This window comes from Ruegeria sp. AH12 (assembly GCF_056541465.1).
In genome coordinates, this window is sequence record NZ_JBQFYL010000009.1 from 122,523 (window position 1) to 139,197 (window position 16,675).

The window sequence follows — 16,675 nt, forward strand, 5'->3', positions numbered from 1 at the left end:
AGCAAGCACTCAAGAATTGGTGATCCATTGCCACGCAAACCCGCATATGACCGAGACGCGCTGATCGCGCAGGCACGTGATATCTTCTGGCGTCACGGCTGGGCAGGGACGTCGCTGAAGGACCTTGAGCGCGAGTTGAAGCTGAAGCCGGGCAGTTTCTATGCGGCGTTTGGTTCGAAAGATGCCCTCTATGCGCTGGCGCTGGAGCGCTACGCCCAGGACGGGGTTGCCAGTATGCTGGCCTTGGCTGAGGAGCTGGGGCCGCTCGGGGCACTCAAGGCGCAGCCCTATCGCGTGATTGCAGCCTCTGACCTGCCGACCAAAGCTTGTATGCTGGCCAAGACCTATGCCGAGTTGCAGGCAAAGGATCACGATTTGGCCGGTCAGGCAGGCGCGCACATGATCGCTATGAAATCCTGTTTTGCAGACCTGTTCCGCCGCGCCCAGAAGGCCGGAGAGATAAGCTCAGATCGCGATCCCGAACGCCTTGCTGCGCGCTATCAGTCCGATCTTTTGGGCCTGCGATTGACGGCCGAACGGGACAACGTCAACGCCGCCGAAATTGCCGCTGATATCGCCACAGACCTCGATCGGCTTTGATCGCAGATAATTCGGTTCTCAACCACAAAATCTTGGGGGAGCGCGTGACATTCCCCACCAGAAAACGTATAAGTTACCAAAATAATATAGGTACTAACGGCATGTCCGAAGACGCACAGGCACCCCAGGAATACGGCGCAGATTCCATTAAAGTTCTCAAAGGCTTAGAGGCGGTTCGCAAACGTCCCGGCATGTATATCGGTGACACAGACGATGGCTCGGGTCTGCACCATATGGTGTACGAGGTCGTGGACAACGGAATTGATGAGGCTTTGGCCGGTCATGCCGACCATGTGACTGTGAAAATTCACGCCGATTCCAGCGTCTCGGTCAGTGACAACGGTCGTGGGATTCCGGTGGATATTCACCCCGAAGAGGGCGTCTCGGCGGCCGAGGTCATCATGACCCAGCTGCACGCGGGCGGTAAGTTCGACAGCAACTCATATAAGGTGTCGGGCGGTCTGCACGGTGTGGGCGTTTCGGTTGTGAATGCGCTGTCCGATTGGTTGGAGCTGCGCGTCTGGCGCAACGGCAAGGAACACGTAGCGCGCTTTGAAGGTGGTGAGACGGCGGAGCACCTGAAGGTGGTTCAGGAATGCGGTGACCGCACCGGGACCGAGGTGCGCTTTCTGGCCTCGACCGATACGTTCTCGAACCTCGAATACTCGTTTGAGACGCTGGAGAAGCGCCTGCGTGAGCTGGCCTTCCTGAACTCGGGCGTGCGGATCATCCTGATCGACGAACGCCCTGCCGAACGGCTGGAGACCGAGCTATTCTATGAGGGTGGCGTCAAGGAATTCGTCAAATACCTCGACCGTTCAAAATCCCCGGCGATGCCGGAGCCGATTTACATCAAGGGTGAGCGAGACGATATCGGTGTCGAAATCGCGATGTGGTGGAATGACAGCTATCACGAGACGGTTCTGCCTTTTACCAACAACATCCCTCAGCGGGACGGTGGAACCCACGTGGCCGGTTTCCGAGGCGCTCTGACCCGGACGATCAATAACTATGCGCAATCCAGCGGGATTGCGAAGAAGGAAAAGGTCAGCTTTACCGGCGACGATGCGCGCGAAGGTCTGACCTGTGTGCTGTCGGTCAAAGTGCCCGACCCGAAATTCTCGTCCCAGACCAAAGACAAGCTGGTTTCGTCCGAAGTACGACCTGCGGTTGAGGGCTTGATGAACGAAAAGCTGGCCGAGTGGTTCGAGGAAAACCCGAATGAGGCCAAGGGGATCGTCGGCAAGATCATCGAGGCCGCATTGGCCCGCGAAGCCGCCCGAAAAGCGCGCGAATTGACCCGCCGCAAGACGGCGATGGATGTGAACTATCTGGCCGGGAAGCTGAAAGACTGTTCCGAGAAAGACCCGTCCAAGACCGAAGTCTTCCTCGTCGAGGGTGACTCGGCTGGTGGGTCCGCTCAGACGGGCCGGGACCGTCTGACTCAGGCCGTTCTGCCCCTGCGCGGGAAAATCCTGAACGTCGAACGCGCGCGGTTTGACCGGATGCTGTCGAGCCAAGAGATCGGGAACCTCGTGATGGCGTTGGGCACCGGCATTGGCCGCGATGAGTTCAATATCGAAAAGCTGCGCTACCACAAGATCGTCATTATGACCGATGCGGACGTCGATGGCGCGCATATCCGTACCCTGCTGCTGACTTTCTTCTACCGCCAGATGCCAGAACTGATCGAGGGCGGGTACCTCTACATTGCGCAACCACCGCTCTATAAGGTTTCACGTGGGAAGTCAGAGGTTTACCTGAAAGATCAAGCCGCGCTGGATGATTATCTGATCCATCAGGGGGTCGAGGGTGCTGTTCTGAAACTCGGCTCGGGTGAAGAGATCATCGGCCAGGACCTGACCCGGGTCGTTGACGAAGCCCGTCAGTTGAAACGTGTGCTGGACGCCTTTCCGACCCACTACCCACGTCACATTCTGGAGCAAGCCGCCGTGGCCGGGGCCTTTGTGCCGGGCGCCGTTGATGCCGACCTGCAAGGCGTCGCCGACAAGGTGGCCGCGCGTCTTGACCTGATCGCTCTGGAATACGAACGCGGTTGGCAAGGTCGCATCACACAGGATCACGGCATCCGCCTGGCACGTATCCTACGCGGCGTGGAAGAAGTTCGCACGCTGGATGGCCCCATGCTACGCTCGGGCGAGGCGCGCAAGACCGGCAGTTTCACGCAAAGCCTGCAGGAGATTTATAACACCCCCGCCACGTTAGTCCGCCGCGATCGCAGTCAGGACATCCATGGCCCGCTGGACTTGCTGCGGGCCATTCTGGAAGAGGGCGAAAAGGGTCTATCGCTGCAACGCTATAAGGGTCTGGGAGAGATGAACCCTGATCAGCTGTGGGAAACCACACTGGACCCGGACGCCCGGACGCTGTTGCAGGTGCGTGTGGATGACATGGTCGAAGCGGATGATCTGTTTACTAAGCTGATGGGCGACGTGGTTGAGCCCCGCCGTGAGTTCATCCAGCAGAACGCTTTGAGTGTGGAAAACCTGGATTTCTAAGGCGTCGTGTGGGCAGGATCGGTTTCTGCCCCCTGGCCCGCGTTGATTGAACCCGAAGCGGTGCGCTATCTTAGGTCTTTGTACATATAGGTGGTGGGCTCCAGCGTGGGTTCGAACGGGTTGCGGCAATAGTTCGGGATTTCCCCGGCAATCTGAAAACCTATGCTCTGGTAGAGCAGTTTCGATGGGTCGGTGCTGCGTGTGTCCAGAACCAAGAGGGTACGGCCAAGTTCGCGCGATCGGTCCATGAGCGTGTCCATCAATGCGCGTGCCAACCCGCGCCGTCTGGCGCTCGGGTGAACGAGGAGCTTGGCGACATCGGCACGATGCGGCTGATTTGGCATGTTGGCCGGGATCAGTTGTACCGTACCCAAAATACGGCCAGCATCGTAAGCGACAAACAGGTCCAGCGCGTGTAGGTCCGGCCGCACTCGATTGTGCCAATAGCTGCGCGCGTCTTCCATCGAGAAGGGTAGAACGAATCCGATGCTCGCTCCGGTATGGACACAGGCGTGCAGAATATCGGAAAGGTCATCGACTGCGTCATCGAAATAGTCGTCCGAGAGTCGTGTGATCATATCAGTACCAGAATATAGCGCGCGCCGCGCGCTGCCGTGGTTTCAAATCGCGTCGGGCCAGACAGATGATAGCGCAGGCAATCCCCGCCGCTCAGCTCGTGCGTGATGCCATCCACCGTGAGCGTCATCACTCCGTCCAACACGATCAGATGATGTTCCTGACCTGGTTTTGACGGAGCTTCATAGCGGATCACGGTGTCGCGTGGCAGGTGGCACTCCAGCACTTCGCCACTCAGCCCAGCGGACGGCGGTGAGACGGATCGGCGCGTATAGCCGGTTTCCGGATCGCTCCACTCTGTTTGCCTTTCAAGTGGAACCTTGGGGTCGAAACTGTCTTCGACCATCATCAGCAAGCGCGACATGGGCAGGCCGTAGGCGTTGCATAGACGGCCTAGGTTTTCAGCCGTAGGGCTGACGTCACCCTTTTCCATGCGCGACAGGGTTGCCCGGCTGATGCCGCTGTGTCCGGCCAGTTGATCCAATGACCAGCCACGGCCTTGGCGTAGCTCACTTAGTCGGGTTGCCAGGCGGGTTGAGAGGGAATCCAGCATTGTCCATATAGTAGAAATATTCTCGATAATGAGAATAATTGCAGATATATATAGACATGGCAACGAAAAAAGGGCGCAGAAAAATCTGCGCCCATTGCAATCTACCAGAGATCAGTTGGTTTACTTCCAACCGACTTCGTTAAAGATCTTCTGTGCTTCTGGTACGTTCTTCGCAACGGCAGACAGGTCAACTCCGTCACCCTTGAAGTCACCCAGTTCTGAAACCGAAGCCGAAATGGCAACGCCTTCAACTGCCGGATATTCGTCGTTCCCGGCCGAGAAATACTGCTGCGCCTGATCGCTTGCCAGATACTCAAGGAACATGATGGCGTTTTCCTTGTTCGGAGCGTTTGCCGCAACACCACCACCGGAGAGGTTCATATGCGCGCCATTGCCGTCCTGGTCTGGGAAGACCCAGCCGATCATGTCACGCTCGGCGGATACACCATCCACGTCTTTGCGAATGGCACGGGCGAAGTAGTAGGTGTTGGACATCGCGATGTCACACTCACCTGAAACGATCCCGCGCAGCTGGTCGGTATCCCCGCCCTGCGGATCGCGCGCGAAGTTGGAGACAACGCCTTCGGCCCAGTCTTTTGCGGCATCAGCACCGGCGTGCTCAATGATCGCGGCCAGAATGGTCTGACTGTACACGTTGGTGCCGGAACGGATGCAGACCTGACCCTTGTATTTTGGGTCGGCCAGATCGGCATAGGTTTGCGGCGGTTCGCTGACGTCATTCTTGTCATAGAACAGGATGCGTGCACGCTGCGAGAAGCCGAACCACTGGTTGTCACTGTCTTGCAGGTTCGACGGGATACGCTCTTCTAGAACTGCGCTGTCAATCGATTGCAGAACACCCGCATTCTTGGCACGTTCCAGGCGCGATGTGTCAACAGTCAGCAGGATGTCTGCTGGCGAGTTTGCGCCTTCGGCTTCCATCCGCGCGATCAGTTCGTCGGCCTTGCCTTCGATGCGGTTGATCTTGATGCCTGTCGCTTCTTCGAAGTCTGAATAGAGACGTTCATCGGTGTCGTAGTGGCGCGACGAATAAAGGTTCAGTTCACCGTCTGCAGCGGCGGAGGTGGCAATCAGCGCTGTCGTGGCTGCGGCGATACAGGTCGAGGATTTCAGCATAGTGTCTCCCAACATTGAAATTCTTGGCGGATCATAATCCGACTGAAATTGTCAATTAAACGATTCTGGGTAAGATGCAAGAAAATCCGACTAAAATAGTTGGTCACATGGTCGCGGATTCGACCCTTCAGATTATTAGTTAACCTGTCGGGGATTCTCAGGAGATGGGCACAGACCTTAGAGAGCTGTTTGCGATGCAGTGTCTCGGGTGTAGATTTCAGAAATGACCTACCGCCTGGAGAACGCCACCAAAGAAATGGCTGTGCAGATCGCAATGATCTGGGAAACCGGCTGGCATGACGCGCATGCTGATATCGTGCCTTCCCGCCTTCGTGCACTGCGTACTAAAGATAGTTTTTTCGAGCGCACGATGGAGAACCTTCTGGATACCCGGATTGCTGTCGACGGTTCCAAACTGCTTGGGTTCTGTACGACAAAAGAGGACGAGCTTTATCAGATGTACGTGTCACAGCAGGCGCGGAGTTCAGGTGTCGCTCAAGCGCTTATTAAAGACGCCGAAAGCCGGATCAAGGCTGCCGGTCACAAAATGGCTTGGCTGGCCTGCGCAATGGGCAACGAACGCGCAAGTCGACTCTACGAAAAGTCAGGTTGGACCAAAGCCGGGCGGCAGGTTGTCAGCTTGGACACCTCGGAAGGCGCGTTCCCATTGGAAGTGTGGCGCTTTGAGAAACAGATGGCGACCGGATTGGATGAATAGTTCAGGCAGCAGTTGGCGTCTCAAAACAAAGAAACCGCGCTCAACGGCGCGGTTTCTTCTAAATCTATAAGTGCAGTTCTTAGCCCTGGCGTGCTTTGAACTTGCGCTGCGTCTTGTTGATCACGTAGACGCGGCCTTTGCGACGCACAATCCGGCAATCGCGGTGCCGGTTCTTGAGCGAGCGGAGCGAGTTCTTGACCTTCATGGTCTGTCTCCAATCTGCGGCGCCTTCATCAAAGACGTGGCCAGCGCCTGGGTTACTCGGGGTCCCGGAAACCGGAACAGTGAAACGATGGTGGGCGGTACAAGGATCGAACTTGTGACCCCTTCGATGTCAACGAAGTGCTCTACCGCTGAGCTAACCGCCCACGTTCCCGTCACGATGCCTACCCCATAACGAAATGGGGCGCGGATCACCGCGCCGGTAGCGGGGTCTATAAAAGGAGTCGTTCAGGGGTTCAAGGGGTTTGGTAGAACAAATTTCCGGTCTATGTTGAGCAACAGCAATGGAGGGGCTATGGCGAACGCAGCCTTTATACTGGACATGCCCGAGAACCGTAGTTCGAGTGTGGTGTTTTCGTCGCCTCATAGCGGGCGGGACTATCCGCAGGCGCTGCTGGACCGTTCGGTTCTAAGCCCAAAGGCGATTAGATCGTCTGAGGATGCCTTTGTAGATCAACTGTTTACGCCGGCCTCCGAATTTGGCGCGCCGTTGATCCGCGCCGCTATGCCACGTGCCTATCTGGATCTGAACCGCAGCGCAGAGGAACTTGATCCCGCATTGATCAGCGGCGCGCGCCGCCAGGGGCACAATCCACGCGTCGCGTCGGGACTGGGGGTGATTCCCCGCGTCGTGGCCAATGGTCGGGCCATTTATCGGGGCAAGCTGACCATGGATGAGGCGCGATTGCGCATAGATACCTATTGGCGGCCTTATCACGCGCGGCTGAAATCTCTGTTGGCCGAGTCGCATGAAATGTTCGGGCAGGCTATCCTGATCGATTGTCATTCCATGCCACATGAGGCCATCGCCGGGGCAGCGCAAGGGACTCGGCCCGAGATTGTTCTGGGCGATCGATTTGGCGCGTCTGCTTCTGGCCAGGTCGTTGATCAGATTGAAGCCGCCTTTGCTGCAGTGGGTCTGAACGTGGCGCGTAACGCGCCCTTTGCTGGTGCTTATGTTACTCAGACCTATGGTCGGCCTGGTCGCCAGCAGCATGCCATCCAGATCGAGATTGATCGCGCGCTTTATATGGACGAGGACAAGATCGCCCCCAACACAAACTTTATGGCTTTCAGCAAACTACTGCGTCAGGTCATTGCGGAGATTGCAAGTATCGGCGCACGACCTCAGCGGCTAGCGGCCGAATAGACCTCAGCGCAGGGCGCGGCCCTTGACGATGGCGTCGGTGCCAAAGCGTTCACGAATTTTGTCAGTTGCGCGCTCGGCCTGCGATCGTCGTGTCGCATCGGGGTCCAGCAAATCGCCTGAAATGTCAGCCTGATCTGCTGGGCACAGATCTGAAAGCCCACAACCCAGCAGCCGATAGGGCCCCTCATCCCCGACCTGATCAAACAGACCGCGCGCGGTGCGGTAAATGCGGTCTGCGATCTGGGTTGGATCGCGCAGCGAGACCCGACGGGTTATGATCTTGTGGTTGGCTTTCTTGAGTTTCAGTGTCACGACCCGCCCGGCCAAATCCTTTGCTTTGGCTCGGTCAGACACTTTCAACGCCATGCGCCAGATATGCCCGTCCAGAATATCGATGCTGGCTGTATCTTCAAAAAAAGTGGTTTCGTTACTGATCGATTTCATTGGCTCATGGGCCGATACGCGCCGCTTGTCCTGACCTCGTGCCAGATGCCACAGGCGATACCCCATCGAACCAAACCGGGCCGTCAACGCTTCTTGATCCCAGCGCAACAAATCGGAAAAGCTGCGAATACCAGCGCGTTCCAGCGATTCCTGTGCTGCCGGCCCGATGCCCCAGATCAGACGCACAGGTTTGTCATGCAGAAACTCGGCTGTCTCGGCTTTTCCGATCACTGCAAACCCGCGCGGTTTGTCGAGGTCAGAGGCGACCTTGGCCAGAAATTTATTGTGGCTCAATCCGATAGACCCTGTCAGGCCCAGTTCATCCTTCATGCGTTTGACAAGTCGTGCCAGCATAACCGCGGGTGGCGCGCCATGCAGGCGCTCTGTGCCGGACAGGTCCATGAATGCCTCGTCCAAAGACAAGGGTTCCACAACCGGCGTCAATTCGTCCATCATCTTGCGAATTTCGCGCGATACTTGGACATAGACCGACATACGCGGGCGGATCACCTCCGCGTCGGGACAGAGTTGCAGGGCCTTGAACATCGGCATCGCCGAGCGCACGCCCCGGATACGCGCCACGTAACATGCGGTCGACACCACGCCCCGTTTGCCGCCGCCGATGATGACAGGTTTATCCGCAAGTTCCGGATTGTCGCGCTTTTCGACCGAGGCATAGAAAGCATCGCAATCCATGTGTGCGATAGACAGGCCAAATAACTCCGGATGCGACGTGATACGCGGGCTGCCGCAAGAGGGGCAACGCGTTTCATTATTAACTGTGGTCAGGCAATCTCGGCAAAGACCGGGCATACGTGTCCTCGGGCGTTCCGCGAATGGATCAGGTGTTCTTTATATCACCGATTGAGGGTGATCAAAGGGCTCACAACTCACCTTGATTTTGAAAAGAAGACCCCCCGCGCTTAAGCGGGGGGAGGTAACGAACCTCAGGAAGAAATGGTTCGTTGGGGAGTATTACACCCCTAAGACTCACCGAAATCGCAATATTTAGATAGTTTCTAGCCGTCAGGCCCAAAACTTGCGGTGGGCTGTGTGTATTTTGGACAACAGCGTGAGTTCGGCCGAAGCGCCCAAGAATTGACGTAAGGTCAAGTTAATGAACGGAATTGTGACGCAAAATTGGATTTGATTCCCAAAGGCGCCTAGTGACGTGTCAAAGAATTTAATTCGTTAAGCACAGCTTGTGCGGCAGCTTTTGGGTCGTCTGACTGGTAGATTGGGCGCCCGACAACGATATGATCGGCCCCATCCCCAATTGCGCTGGCCGGTGTGGCAACCCGCTTTTGATCACCCAAGGCAGCCCCTGCAGGTCGCACGCCGGGAGTGACGATGAGGCGGTCTTCGGCCTGCGGCAAGGCGCGGATCAGGGCGGCCTCTTGCGGGCTGGCGATAACACCATCCGCCCCGGCCTCCAATGCCTTGGCCGCGCGTTCGACGACCAGCTCCTGCACGTCACCCTCTTTCAGCAGGCTGGCATCCAGATCATCGCGGTTCAGCGAGGTTAGGATGGTCACAGCCAAAATCTTCAGGTCCTTGCCCGAGGCCCCCTCCTTTGCTGCGCGCACCACATGCGGGTCGCCATGAACAGTCAGGAAGTCTAGATCGAACTGCGCCAGCCCCCGCACTGCGTTTTCGACGGTGTTGCCGATGTCGAACAGCTTCATGTCCAGAAAGACGCGCTTTCCGTGATCCTGTTTCAGCTCATTGGCCAAAGCCAGCCCGCCACCGGTCAGCATACCCAATCCGATCTTATAAAAAGACACGCTGTCGCCCAGCCTTTCGGCCATGGCCAGCCCCTGCAGGGCGTTCGGAACATCAAGGGCTACGATCAGACGATCATCGGACATGGTTGGGCGCTCCTTTTTGGCAAACGTCTGCGTCCTAACGGTTTCGGACGCAGCTGTCTATCTGTGATGCCGGGCGCGCCGGGTTTCATTCTGTGCTAACCTGTCCGGCATAGAACACGCGAATTCAATGTAAGGGACAGAATATGAAGAAACTGGTTTTGCTGAGTGTGCTTGTTGCGCTGGCGGCATGTGATGAAACCCCGCCCGATGCGCCAGAGGTCGGGGCGGCCCCTGCACCCACAAATGAAGACCTTCGCCTGGTGGGTGCATATCGGTCAGAAGATGACTGGTGCCAGTTGACCGGAGAGACCGCGTTTACCATCGATTTCCTTGATCACACGGCAGATCTTGTGTCCTGCCCAACCGGCAGCGCAGCTGCGCAATCGTTGGTGGATGAAACCGGGGCTGTTCAGGTGGCCGAAACCGGCGGGTATACCGTTTATACAATCCAGCGAGAGTAGCGATTTCTGCGGCTCAGCCTCTTGAACCTGCAAAGATATCTCCCAGATTGAATGTGAGGCCCAGACCGACGCGTGCCGCCAAGCGGGCGCATCATACCGGGGCGCTTTTAGAAGGAGAATGCCATGGACTTGAACAAGTTCACCGAGCGGGCACGTGGATTCGTGCAAGCGGCGCAGACTATTGCACTGCGCGAGGGGCACCAGAGGCTGGAGCCCACACACATACTCAAAGCATTGATGGATGACGATCAGGGGCTAGCCAGCAACCTGATCACACGCGCAGGTGGTGCGCCGAACCGCGTGGTCGAGGCGCTGGATGCCGCGATGGGGAAAATCCCGAAGGTCAGCGGCGACGCGAGCCAGATTTACATGGATGGCCAGACCGCCAAGGTTCTGGACGAGGCTGCCAAGATTGCCAACAAGGCGAGTGACAGTTTTGTGCCTGTCGAACGCGTGTTGATGGCGCTCTGCATGGTGAAATCCAAAGCCAAGGACGCTTTGGAGGCCGGGGCAGTATCTGCGCAGAAATTGAACGAAGCCATCAACGACATCCGCAAGGGTCGCACTGCAGACACTGCCTCGGCGGAAGAAGGCTATGACGCGCTCAAGAAATACGCGCGTGACCTGACCGAGGCTGCGGCCGAGGGCAAGATTGACCCGATCATTGGGCGCGATGAGGAAATCCGCCGCTCGATGCAGGTTCTGTCGCGCCGCACCAAGAACAACCCGGTTCTGATCGGTGAGCCCGGCGTCGGTAAAACTGCGATTGCCGAGGGCATGGCTCTGCGCATCATCAATGGCGACGTGCCGGAATCGCTGAAGGACAAGAAGCTGCTTGCGCTCGACATAGGCGCGCTGATCGCCGGTGCGAAGTATCGCGGTGAGTTCGAAGAACGCCTTAAGGCCGTTCTGACCGAAGTCAACGAAGCCGCCGGTGAGATCATCCTGTTCATCGACGAGATGCACACGCTGGTTGGTGCCGGTAAATCCGACGGCGCAATGGACGCCGCCAACCTGATCAAGCCTGCGCTTGCCCGGGGTGAGCTGCATTGTATCGGTGCGACCACGCTGGATGAGTACCGCAAATACGTTGAAAAAGACGCGGCCCTCGCGCGCCGGTTCCAGCCCGTTGTGGTGGCTGAACCGACCGTCGAGGACACGATCAGCATCCTGCGCGGCATCAAGGAAAAGTACGAGCTGCACCACGGCGTGCGGATTTCCGATTCTGCGCTGGTCTCGGCGGCGACCTTGTCGCATCGCTATATCACAGACCGCTTCCTGCCCGATAAAGCCATCGACCTGGTCGATGAGGCGGCGTCGCGTCTGCGGATGGAGGTCGACTCCAAGCCCGAAGAACTCGATCAGCTGGACCGTCAGATCCTGCAGATGCAGATCGAGGAAGAAGCGCTGAAGCTTGAAGACGACGCGGCCTCGAAGGATCGCTTGGAAACCTTGCAAAAGGATCTTGCCGATCTGCAGGAACAATCCGCAGAGATGACGGCTCAATGGCAGGCCGAGCGTGACAAACTGGCAGGCGCGCGTGATCTGAAGGAACAGCTCGACAAAGCGCGCGCTGATCTGGAAATCGCCAAGCGTGAGGGCAATCTGGCAAAAGCGGGTGAGCTGTCCTATGGCGTCATCCCCGAGCTTGAGAAAAAGCTGACCGAGGCCGAAAACGCCGAAAGCAACGCCATGATGGCCGAGGAAACGGTGCGTCCTGAACAAATCGCCAGCGTTGTTGAACGCTGGACCGGTATCCCAACTTCGAAAATGCTGGAAGGGGAGCGCGAGAAACTGCTGCGGATGGAAGACGATCTGCATTCCCGCGTGATTGGTCAGGATGCGGCGGTGACCGCCGTGGCCAACGCCGTGCGTCGTGCGCGTGCGGGCCTGAATGACGAGGGTCGGCCGTTGGGTTCGTTCCTGTTCCTCGGCCCGACCGGTGTGGGTAAGACCGAGCTGACCAAGGCCGTGGCGAATTTCCTGTTCGACGACGACAACGCGATGGTGCGCATCGACATGTCCGAGTTCATGGAGAAACACGCGGTTGCCCGTCTGATCGGTGCCCCTCCGGGCTATGTCGGTTATGACGAAGGCGGTGTGCTGACCGAAGCCGTGCGGCGCAGGCCCTATCAGGTCGTGCTGTTCGATGAGGTCGAAAAGGCACACCCGGATGTGTTTAACGTACTGCTGCAGGTGCTGGACGATGGCGTGCTGACCGATGGTCAGGGGCGCACCGTCGACTTCAAACAGACGCTGATCATCCTGACGTCGAACCTTGGGTCTCAGGCGCTGAGCCAATTGCCAGAAGGGGCCGACAGCGCGCAGGCGCGGCGGGATGTGATGGACGCAGTCCGGGCGCATTTCCGGCCTGAATTCCTGAACCGTCTGGACGAGACCATCATCTTTGACCGGCTCAAGCGGGCCGACATGGATGGCATCGTCGATATCCAGATGGCACGCCTGCAGAAACGTCTGGCCGCCCGCAAGATCGAACTGGCATTGGATGATGGCGCAAAAGAATGGCTGGCCGATGAAGGCTATGACCCAGTCTTTGGAGCGCGTCCCTTGAAGCGTGTCATTCAGCGCGCCTTGCAGAATCCGCTGGCCGAGGCGTTGCTGGCAGGTGAGATCAAGGATGGCGAAACCGTCCCGGTCTCAGCCGGAGCCGATGGTTTGATCATCGGTGATCGGCTGGGCACATCCGAACGGCCCAGACCGGATGATGCAGTGGTGCATTGATCAAACCTAAATCAACAGAAGGACCCGCTGCGTAAGCGGGTCTTTTTTATTGCTCCTAACGCTTTTGAATGCCTGACCTTTAGTGCCCGACTGGGGTTTGAGGTATCGTTGTTAGCCCATCAGGCTTTGATCTGCCGAGGTGCAGGTAAGGTCTGTCCAGCGCGATAGCTTTGTTCCAGTAGCGCTTCGCGACGTTGTTTCGATCCTGTTGATCCATATAGCATTTCCAGCTTACGGGGCGAAAACCCGAAATACCCAAAGGTGCCCTGTGTCCAAAGTGTCTCTATCGCGTTCAGATATCCGGCGTCTTCCATTTCGTCGGATCTTGCCCCCGCAGGTATCAGCAAGACCCCTGATCTGGGCCGTTGTAGCGACTTTTCGCGATCGTCCAATTGATCATAGGCCCAACCCCAAGACCAGACGCGATCAACCCAACCTTTCATCATCGACGGCATCCCCCACCAAAAAAGTGGAAACGCGAGGCAGATGGCATCCGCGCGCGAGATCCGCGCTTGCTCGGATCTAATATCGGCGAGTGGCGCGGATGCATTGTCCCCCTCGATGTCCGCCATGGACCAACGCGGATCGAAGCCCTCGGCATGCAGGTCAGCAAATTCAGTTGTGTGACCGGCTGCATTGGCCCCATCCATGAACATCTGTGCTGCGGCGGCGGTAAATGAGTTGGGGTCTGGATGATCGACGACTGTCAGCACGTGCATGAACGGGACTTTCTGATGAAATTGGTCTTCCGCAGGCACCGTGATTGCTCAAGGTACCTTTAGGTCAAGCACAAAACTGGCTGCTGAGTGGGTCAGCGCAACAAAGGCTCTCCGACAAGGCGAGCCTCTGATGTGGTATTTTTGGTTGTCGCCCTCAAACCAGCGCAAATATCCGCGCGGGCCCTCCCGTGCCGCCTTTGTGTTTTGGCGCGCCGATAACAAGCGTGGCCCCTGCGGCGGGGACGCGGTCAAGGTTGGCCAAGCATTCGATCCCGAACCGGCCCGAAGGCAGCCATGCGTAGTGAGTGGCGAAATCGGCGGACATGCCATGGTCCAGCGACAGTGTATCCACCGCGATTGACCGCGCGCCGGTGTCTTCCATCAGCATCTGTGCAGCCTCAACATGGAAGCCGGGATAGTGCTGTGCCGCGCCATCGAAGTTCCGAAACTCATCCGTCGCCGTTTTGCTGCCCCATCCAGAATGCATGGCGACGCAGGCACCATCCGGAATGTCTCCGTTCGCGGCGATCCAGGCCTTTAGGTCATCCGGTGTAACGCGGGTGTCGGCATCCTCGGCAGCGCGTGTGGCGATATCTACCACGCAGAGGGGCGCTACCAGATCGCTCACCGGGATTTCGTCGACTGATGTGCCATCCGCCGAGAAATGCAGCGGCGCATCTATATGTGTCCCGGTATGTTCACTGATCGTAAGATTGAGCAGATTGAAGCCATTGTCTGCAAAGTTAAACGGCTGTTCGGTCGAGATACCAGGCTCGCCACCCCATGTTGGGAATTCAGGGCTGAGCGTATGGGTCATATCCTCAACCCCGCCATGACCTGCGGCCAATGCTGCCGGCGCGCCAACTCCGGTTGCAGCTGCGGCCACGCCTGTGGCTGCCGTGGCTTTGAAGAAGTTTCGCCGCGACAGCATTTTGTCTTTGACGGCATTCATTACGCAGATGTCACACATATGAAGTCTCCCTGTCAGCATTCTCAGTTGTTCGCCGCAGATCGGACTGCGACTCGCTTACTATACCTAAACCTGACCAACTGACCTGAATCTTATGCAATGGAGGAGCGGGCAAGGGCGAACGTTACAGCGACTTCGCTCAATCGTGACGCCTGTTTCCTTGGCTCTGTGCTATCAGGGCACTACGTCACACATGACGCTGATACAGGACGGAGACCCAAATGGCGCATCGCTGGACCAACACTTTGACACATGCCGATGTCACCCCTCGGGCGGCATTTCTGAACCGGCGGCAACTGATGGCCGGGTTGGCAGGTGTTGGGCTGAGCGCGATGGCACGGCCCGCAGCGGCGCAAGATGCACTTGAGCCCAATACTTGGGAAGAGATCACCAGCTACAACAATTTCTACGAATTCGGGACCCGCAAGGACGATCCGGCCAAGTACGCGCATATGCTGGTGACCAAGCCGTGGAGCATCCAGATTGATGGTCTGGTCGACCGTCCCGGCGAATATGCGTTCCAGGACATTCTGTCCGAAATGACCATTGAGGAACGCATCTACCGCTTCCGCTGTGTCGAGGCCTGGTCAATGGTCATCCCCTGGAATGGGTTCGAGTTGGCGGATTTGTTGAACATGGCAGGTGTGCAGGAGGGCGCGAAATACGTGGCGTTCGAAACCGCCTATCGCCCCGATGAAATGCCAGGCACTCAATTCCCGATATTGGACTGGCCCTACCGCGAGGGTTTGCGCCTGGACGAGGCGATGCATCCGCTGACGATCATGGCGACGGGCATTTATGACCGCCCGATTCCAAACCAGAACGGCGCGCCTTTGCGACTGGTCGTGCCGTGGAAATACGGGTTCAAATCCATCAAATCGATTGTGAAAATCACCCTCACCGAAGATGAACCGCCCACCAGCTGGAACATGTCCGCGCCACGTGAATATGGGTTTTACAGCAACGTGAACCCGAATGTGGATCACCCGCGCTGGTCGCAGGGATCGGAACGTCAGATTGGTGGCGGGCTATTTTCCAAACGCATCCCGACGCTCATGTTCAACGGATATGAGGATGAGGTGGCCAGCCTGTATGAAGGTATGGATCTGAAAGAATTCTACTGATCAGATGCAGGCAATAAATCAGATATTGCGCAAGATTCCCGTCTGGACGATTTATGCGCTTGGGGCGCTTCCGGCCCCCTGGTTTCTGTATCTGGCCCTGACTGGCGGATTGGGGGTCGAGCCGATCAAGGCGCTGGAACATGAGTTGGGCGAACTGGCCCTTCAGCTTCTGATCCTCGGTCTGGCCGTTACGCCTTTGCGTCAACACTTTGGTCTGAACCTGATCAAGTTCCGCCGGGCGATCGGGGTTTTGGCCTTTGCTTACGTCACGCTTCATTTGCTGGTCTGGTTGGTGTTGGACGTTCAACTACCCAGCCAGATTTGGGCCGACATCATCAAGCGCCCCTATATTACGGTCGGCATGGCGGGGTTTCTTCTGTTGCTGCCTTTGGCCATGACGTCAAACAACTGGTCGGTACGCCGATTGGGCCTGCGCTGGCGCAAGTTGCACAAGTTGGTCTATCCGGCAGTCCTATTGGGTGGAGTGCATTATGTCATGCTTGCCAAGGGCTTTCAGCTCGAGCCGCTGCTCTACCTTCTGGTGATTGTCGGCCTTTTGGTTTTGCGATTGCCGATGTCAGGGCTACTGTCTCGTACACGGCAAGCCGATTCCGCCTGAGTTTAACCTGAGTCTGTGGGTAACCCCGTGCATAACGCGTGTTTGGCGTTGATCCCGGTTAGAAAACACTGAGTATTGTGCTTTTGGCTTTGGTTTGAGTTTCATTAAGTCATTGTATTAATTTTATAAAGGTGGCTGCTTCAGTTTTTTGGTGGATTTCTGAATTTTCTGCTTGCGGCTTATGTTTGTTATGCTTAGAACCCCCTTCACCGGCGGCGCTGAGGTTGTTGTTGGGACGCTGGAGACGGCGGAG

The 16,675-nt window shown here is 57.2% G+C and carries 16 protein-coding genes and 1 tRNA gene; 8 read left to right on the plus strand and 9 right to left on the minus strand.

Annotated elements, in window-relative coordinates; translation table 11 throughout:
• The first annotated feature begins 27 nt into the window (after positions 1 to 27).
• Positions 28 to 600, plus strand: a complete 573-nt coding sequence (locus ACR0EL_RS14410; RefSeq protein WP_480500620.1) for a TetR/AcrR family transcriptional regulator — start codon at positions 28 to 30, stop codon at positions 598 to 600.
• A gap of 101 nt (positions 601 to 701) precedes the next feature.
• Positions 702 to 3,119, plus strand: a complete 2,418-nt coding sequence (gyrB, locus tag ACR0EL_RS14415; protein WP_480500621.1) for a DNA topoisomerase (ATP-hydrolyzing) subunit B — start codon at positions 702 to 704, stop codon at positions 3,117 to 3,119.
• A gap of 65 nt (positions 3,120 to 3,184) precedes the next feature.
• On the opposite strand, the gene ACR0EL_RS14420 is transcribed toward gyrB, so the two are convergent.
• The 3 genes from ACR0EL_RS14420 to ACR0EL_RS14430 all read right to left on the minus strand — a co-directional run bounded on the left by ACR0EL_RS14420 (position 3,185) and on the right by ACR0EL_RS14430 (position 5,385).
• Complete coding sequence (locus ACR0EL_RS14420) at positions 3,185 to 3,697, minus strand: N-acetyltransferase family protein (RefSeq protein ID WP_480500623.1); 513 nt, start codon at positions 3,695 to 3,697, stop codon at positions 3,185 to 3,187.
• Positions 3,694 to 4,248, minus strand: a complete 555-nt coding sequence (locus ACR0EL_RS14425) for a helix-turn-helix domain-containing protein (protein ID WP_480500624.1) — start codon at positions 4,246 to 4,248, stop codon at positions 3,694 to 3,696. Before ACR0EL_RS14425 ends, ACR0EL_RS14420 begins: the two co-directional genes overlap by 4 nt.
• Before the next feature lie 120 nt (positions 4,249 to 4,368).
• The gene (locus ACR0EL_RS14430; protein ID WP_480500625.1) at positions 4,369 to 5,385 is read right to left on the minus strand and encodes a Fe(3+) ABC transporter substrate-binding protein; all 1,017 of its coding nucleotides are present in this window, start codon (positions 5,383 to 5,385) and stop codon (positions 4,369 to 4,371) included.
• A gap of 223 nt (positions 5,386 to 5,608) precedes the next feature.
• On the opposite strand from ACR0EL_RS14430, the gene ACR0EL_RS14435 reads away from it, so the two are divergent.
• Entirely contained in the window at positions 5,609 to 6,103 is a 495-nt protein-coding gene (locus tag ACR0EL_RS14435) for a GNAT family N-acetyltransferase (RefSeq protein WP_480500626.1), read from the plus strand.
• 79 nt (positions 6,104 to 6,182) lie between these two features.
• On the opposite strand, the gene ykgO is transcribed toward ACR0EL_RS14435, so the two are convergent.
• Together ykgO and ACR0EL_RS14445 are read right to left on the minus strand one after the other, a co-directional pair.
• Positions 6,183 to 6,308, minus strand: coding sequence for a type B 50S ribosomal protein L36 (gene ykgO, locus ACR0EL_RS14440; protein WP_008755722.1), 126 nt, complete (start codon positions 6,306 to 6,308; stop codon positions 6,183 to 6,185).
• An 88-nt stretch (positions 6,309 to 6,396) separates the two neighbouring features.
• Positions 6,397 to 6,471 (minus strand) — tRNA-Val (locus tag ACR0EL_RS14445).
• Between the two features lie 149 nt (positions 6,472 to 6,620).
• Between ACR0EL_RS14445 and ACR0EL_RS14450 the strand changes: the two genes are divergently transcribed.
• The gene (locus ACR0EL_RS14450) at positions 6,621 to 7,475 is read left to right on the plus strand and encodes an N-formylglutamate amidohydrolase (RefSeq protein WP_480500627.1); all 855 of its coding nucleotides are present in this window, start codon (positions 6,621 to 6,623) and stop codon (positions 7,473 to 7,475) included.
• A 3-nt stretch (positions 7,476 to 7,478) separates the two neighbouring features.
• Here ACR0EL_RS14450 and ACR0EL_RS14455 read toward each other — a convergent pair whose 3' ends face one another.
• Complete coding sequence (locus tag ACR0EL_RS14455) at positions 7,479 to 8,732, minus strand: DNA polymerase IV (RefSeq protein WP_480500629.1); 1,254 nt, start codon at positions 8,730 to 8,732, stop codon at positions 7,479 to 7,481.
• A 350-nt stretch (positions 8,733 to 9,082) separates the two neighbouring features.
• A complete protein-coding gene (gene pyrF, locus ACR0EL_RS14460) occupies positions 9,083 to 9,787 on the minus strand; it encodes an orotidine-5'-phosphate decarboxylase (RefSeq protein WP_480500630.1) in 705 nt (234 codons plus the stop codon).
• Between the two features lie 143 nt (positions 9,788 to 9,930).
• Here pyrF and ACR0EL_RS14465 point away from each other — a divergent pair, with 143 nt between their 5' ends.
• Both ACR0EL_RS14465 and clpB read left to right on the plus strand, forming a co-directional pair.
• A complete protein-coding gene (locus ACR0EL_RS14465; RefSeq protein WP_480500631.1) occupies positions 9,931 to 10,248 on the plus strand; it encodes a hypothetical protein in 318 nt (105 codons plus the stop codon).
• A gap of 123 nt (positions 10,249 to 10,371) precedes the next feature.
• Positions 10,372 to 12,990 (plus strand): ATP-dependent chaperone ClpB, encoded by a 2,619-nt coding sequence (gene clpB / locus ACR0EL_RS14470; RefSeq protein ID WP_480500633.1) that lies wholly within the window; start codon positions 10,372 to 10,374, stop codon positions 12,988 to 12,990.
• A gap of 119 nt (positions 12,991 to 13,109) precedes the next feature.
• Here the strand turns inward: clpB and ACR0EL_RS14475 are convergent, their stop codons facing one another.
• Positions 13,110 to 13,709 carry an NAD(P)H-dependent oxidoreductase gene (locus ACR0EL_RS14475; RefSeq protein ID WP_480500634.1) on the minus strand — a complete coding sequence of 200 codons (600 nt, stop codon included), beginning with the start codon at positions 13,707 to 13,709 and terminating at the stop codon, positions 13,110 to 13,112.
• Between the two features lie 154 nt (positions 13,710 to 13,863).
• Entirely contained in the window at positions 13,864 to 14,679 is an 816-nt protein-coding gene (locus tag ACR0EL_RS14480; RefSeq protein ID WP_480500636.1) for a cyclase family protein, read from the minus strand.
• Between the two features lie 221 nt (positions 14,680 to 14,900).
• Here ACR0EL_RS14480 and msrP point away from each other — a divergent pair, with 221 nt between their 5' ends.
• Both msrP and msrQ read left to right on the plus strand, forming a co-directional pair.
• Positions 14,901 to 15,803 carry a protein-methionine-sulfoxide reductase catalytic subunit MsrP gene (gene msrP / locus ACR0EL_RS14485; protein WP_480500637.1) on the plus strand — a complete coding sequence of 301 codons (903 nt, stop codon included), beginning with the start codon at positions 14,901 to 14,903 and terminating at the stop codon, positions 15,801 to 15,803.
• 4 nt (positions 15,804 to 15,807) lie between these two features.
• Positions 15,808 to 16,422 (plus strand): protein-methionine-sulfoxide reductase heme-binding subunit MsrQ, encoded by a 615-nt coding sequence (gene msrQ, locus ACR0EL_RS14490; protein WP_480500638.1) that lies wholly within the window; start codon positions 15,808 to 15,810, stop codon positions 16,420 to 16,422.
• Positions 16,423 to 16,675 lie beyond the last annotated feature (253 nt).

Excerpts from the sequence above, each read along its gene's own strand:
- gyrB (WP_480500621.1), top strand. The coding sequence starts at position 702 with ATGTCCGAAGACGCACAGGCACCCCAGGAATACGGCGCAGATTCCATT.
- ACR0EL_RS14420 (WP_480500623.1), bottom strand. The coding sequence starts at position 3,697 with ATGATCACACGACTCTCGGACGACTATTTCGATGACGCAGTCGATGAC.
- ACR0EL_RS14425 (WP_480500624.1), bottom strand. The coding sequence starts at position 4,248 with ATGCTGGATTCCCTCTCAACCCGCCTGGCAACCCGACTAAGTGAGCTA.
- ACR0EL_RS14430 (WP_480500625.1), bottom strand. The coding sequence starts at position 5,385 with ATGCTGAAATCCTCGACCTGTATCGCCGCAGCCACGACAGCGCTGATT.
- ACR0EL_RS14435 (WP_480500626.1), top strand. The coding sequence starts at position 5,609 with ATGACCTACCGCCTGGAGAACGCCACCAAAGAAATGGCTGTGCAGATC.
- ykgO (WP_008755722.1), bottom strand. The coding sequence starts at position 6,308 with ATGAAGGTCAAGAACTCGCTCCGCTCGCTCAAGAACCGGCACCGCGAT.
- ACR0EL_RS14450 (WP_480500627.1), top strand. The coding sequence starts at position 6,621 with ATGGCGAACGCAGCCTTTATACTGGACATGCCCGAGAACCGTAGTTCG.
- ACR0EL_RS14455 (WP_480500629.1), bottom strand. The coding sequence starts at position 8,732 with ATGCCCGGTCTTTGCCGAGATTGCCTGACCACAGTTAATAATGAAACG.
- pyrF (WP_480500630.1), bottom strand. The coding sequence starts at position 9,787 with ATGTCCGATGATCGTCTGATCGTAGCCCTTGATGTTCCGAACGCCCTG.
- ACR0EL_RS14465 (WP_480500631.1), top strand. The coding sequence starts at position 9,931 with ATGAAGAAACTGGTTTTGCTGAGTGTGCTTGTTGCGCTGGCGGCATGT.
- clpB (WP_480500633.1), top strand. The coding sequence starts at position 10,372 with ATGGACTTGAACAAGTTCACCGAGCGGGCACGTGGATTCGTGCAAGCG.
- ACR0EL_RS14475 (WP_480500634.1), bottom strand. The coding sequence starts at position 13,709 with ATGCACGTGCTGACAGTCGTCGATCATCCAGACCCCAACTCATTTACC.
- ACR0EL_RS14480 (WP_480500636.1), bottom strand. The coding sequence starts at position 14,679 with ATGTGTGACATCTGCGTAATGAATGCCGTCAAAGACAAAATGCTGTCG.
- msrP (WP_480500637.1), top strand. The coding sequence starts at position 14,901 with ATGGCGCATCGCTGGACCAACACTTTGACACATGCCGATGTCACCCCT.
- msrQ (WP_480500638.1), top strand. The coding sequence starts at position 15,808 with ATGCAGGCAATAAATCAGATATTGCGCAAGATTCCCGTCTGGACGATT.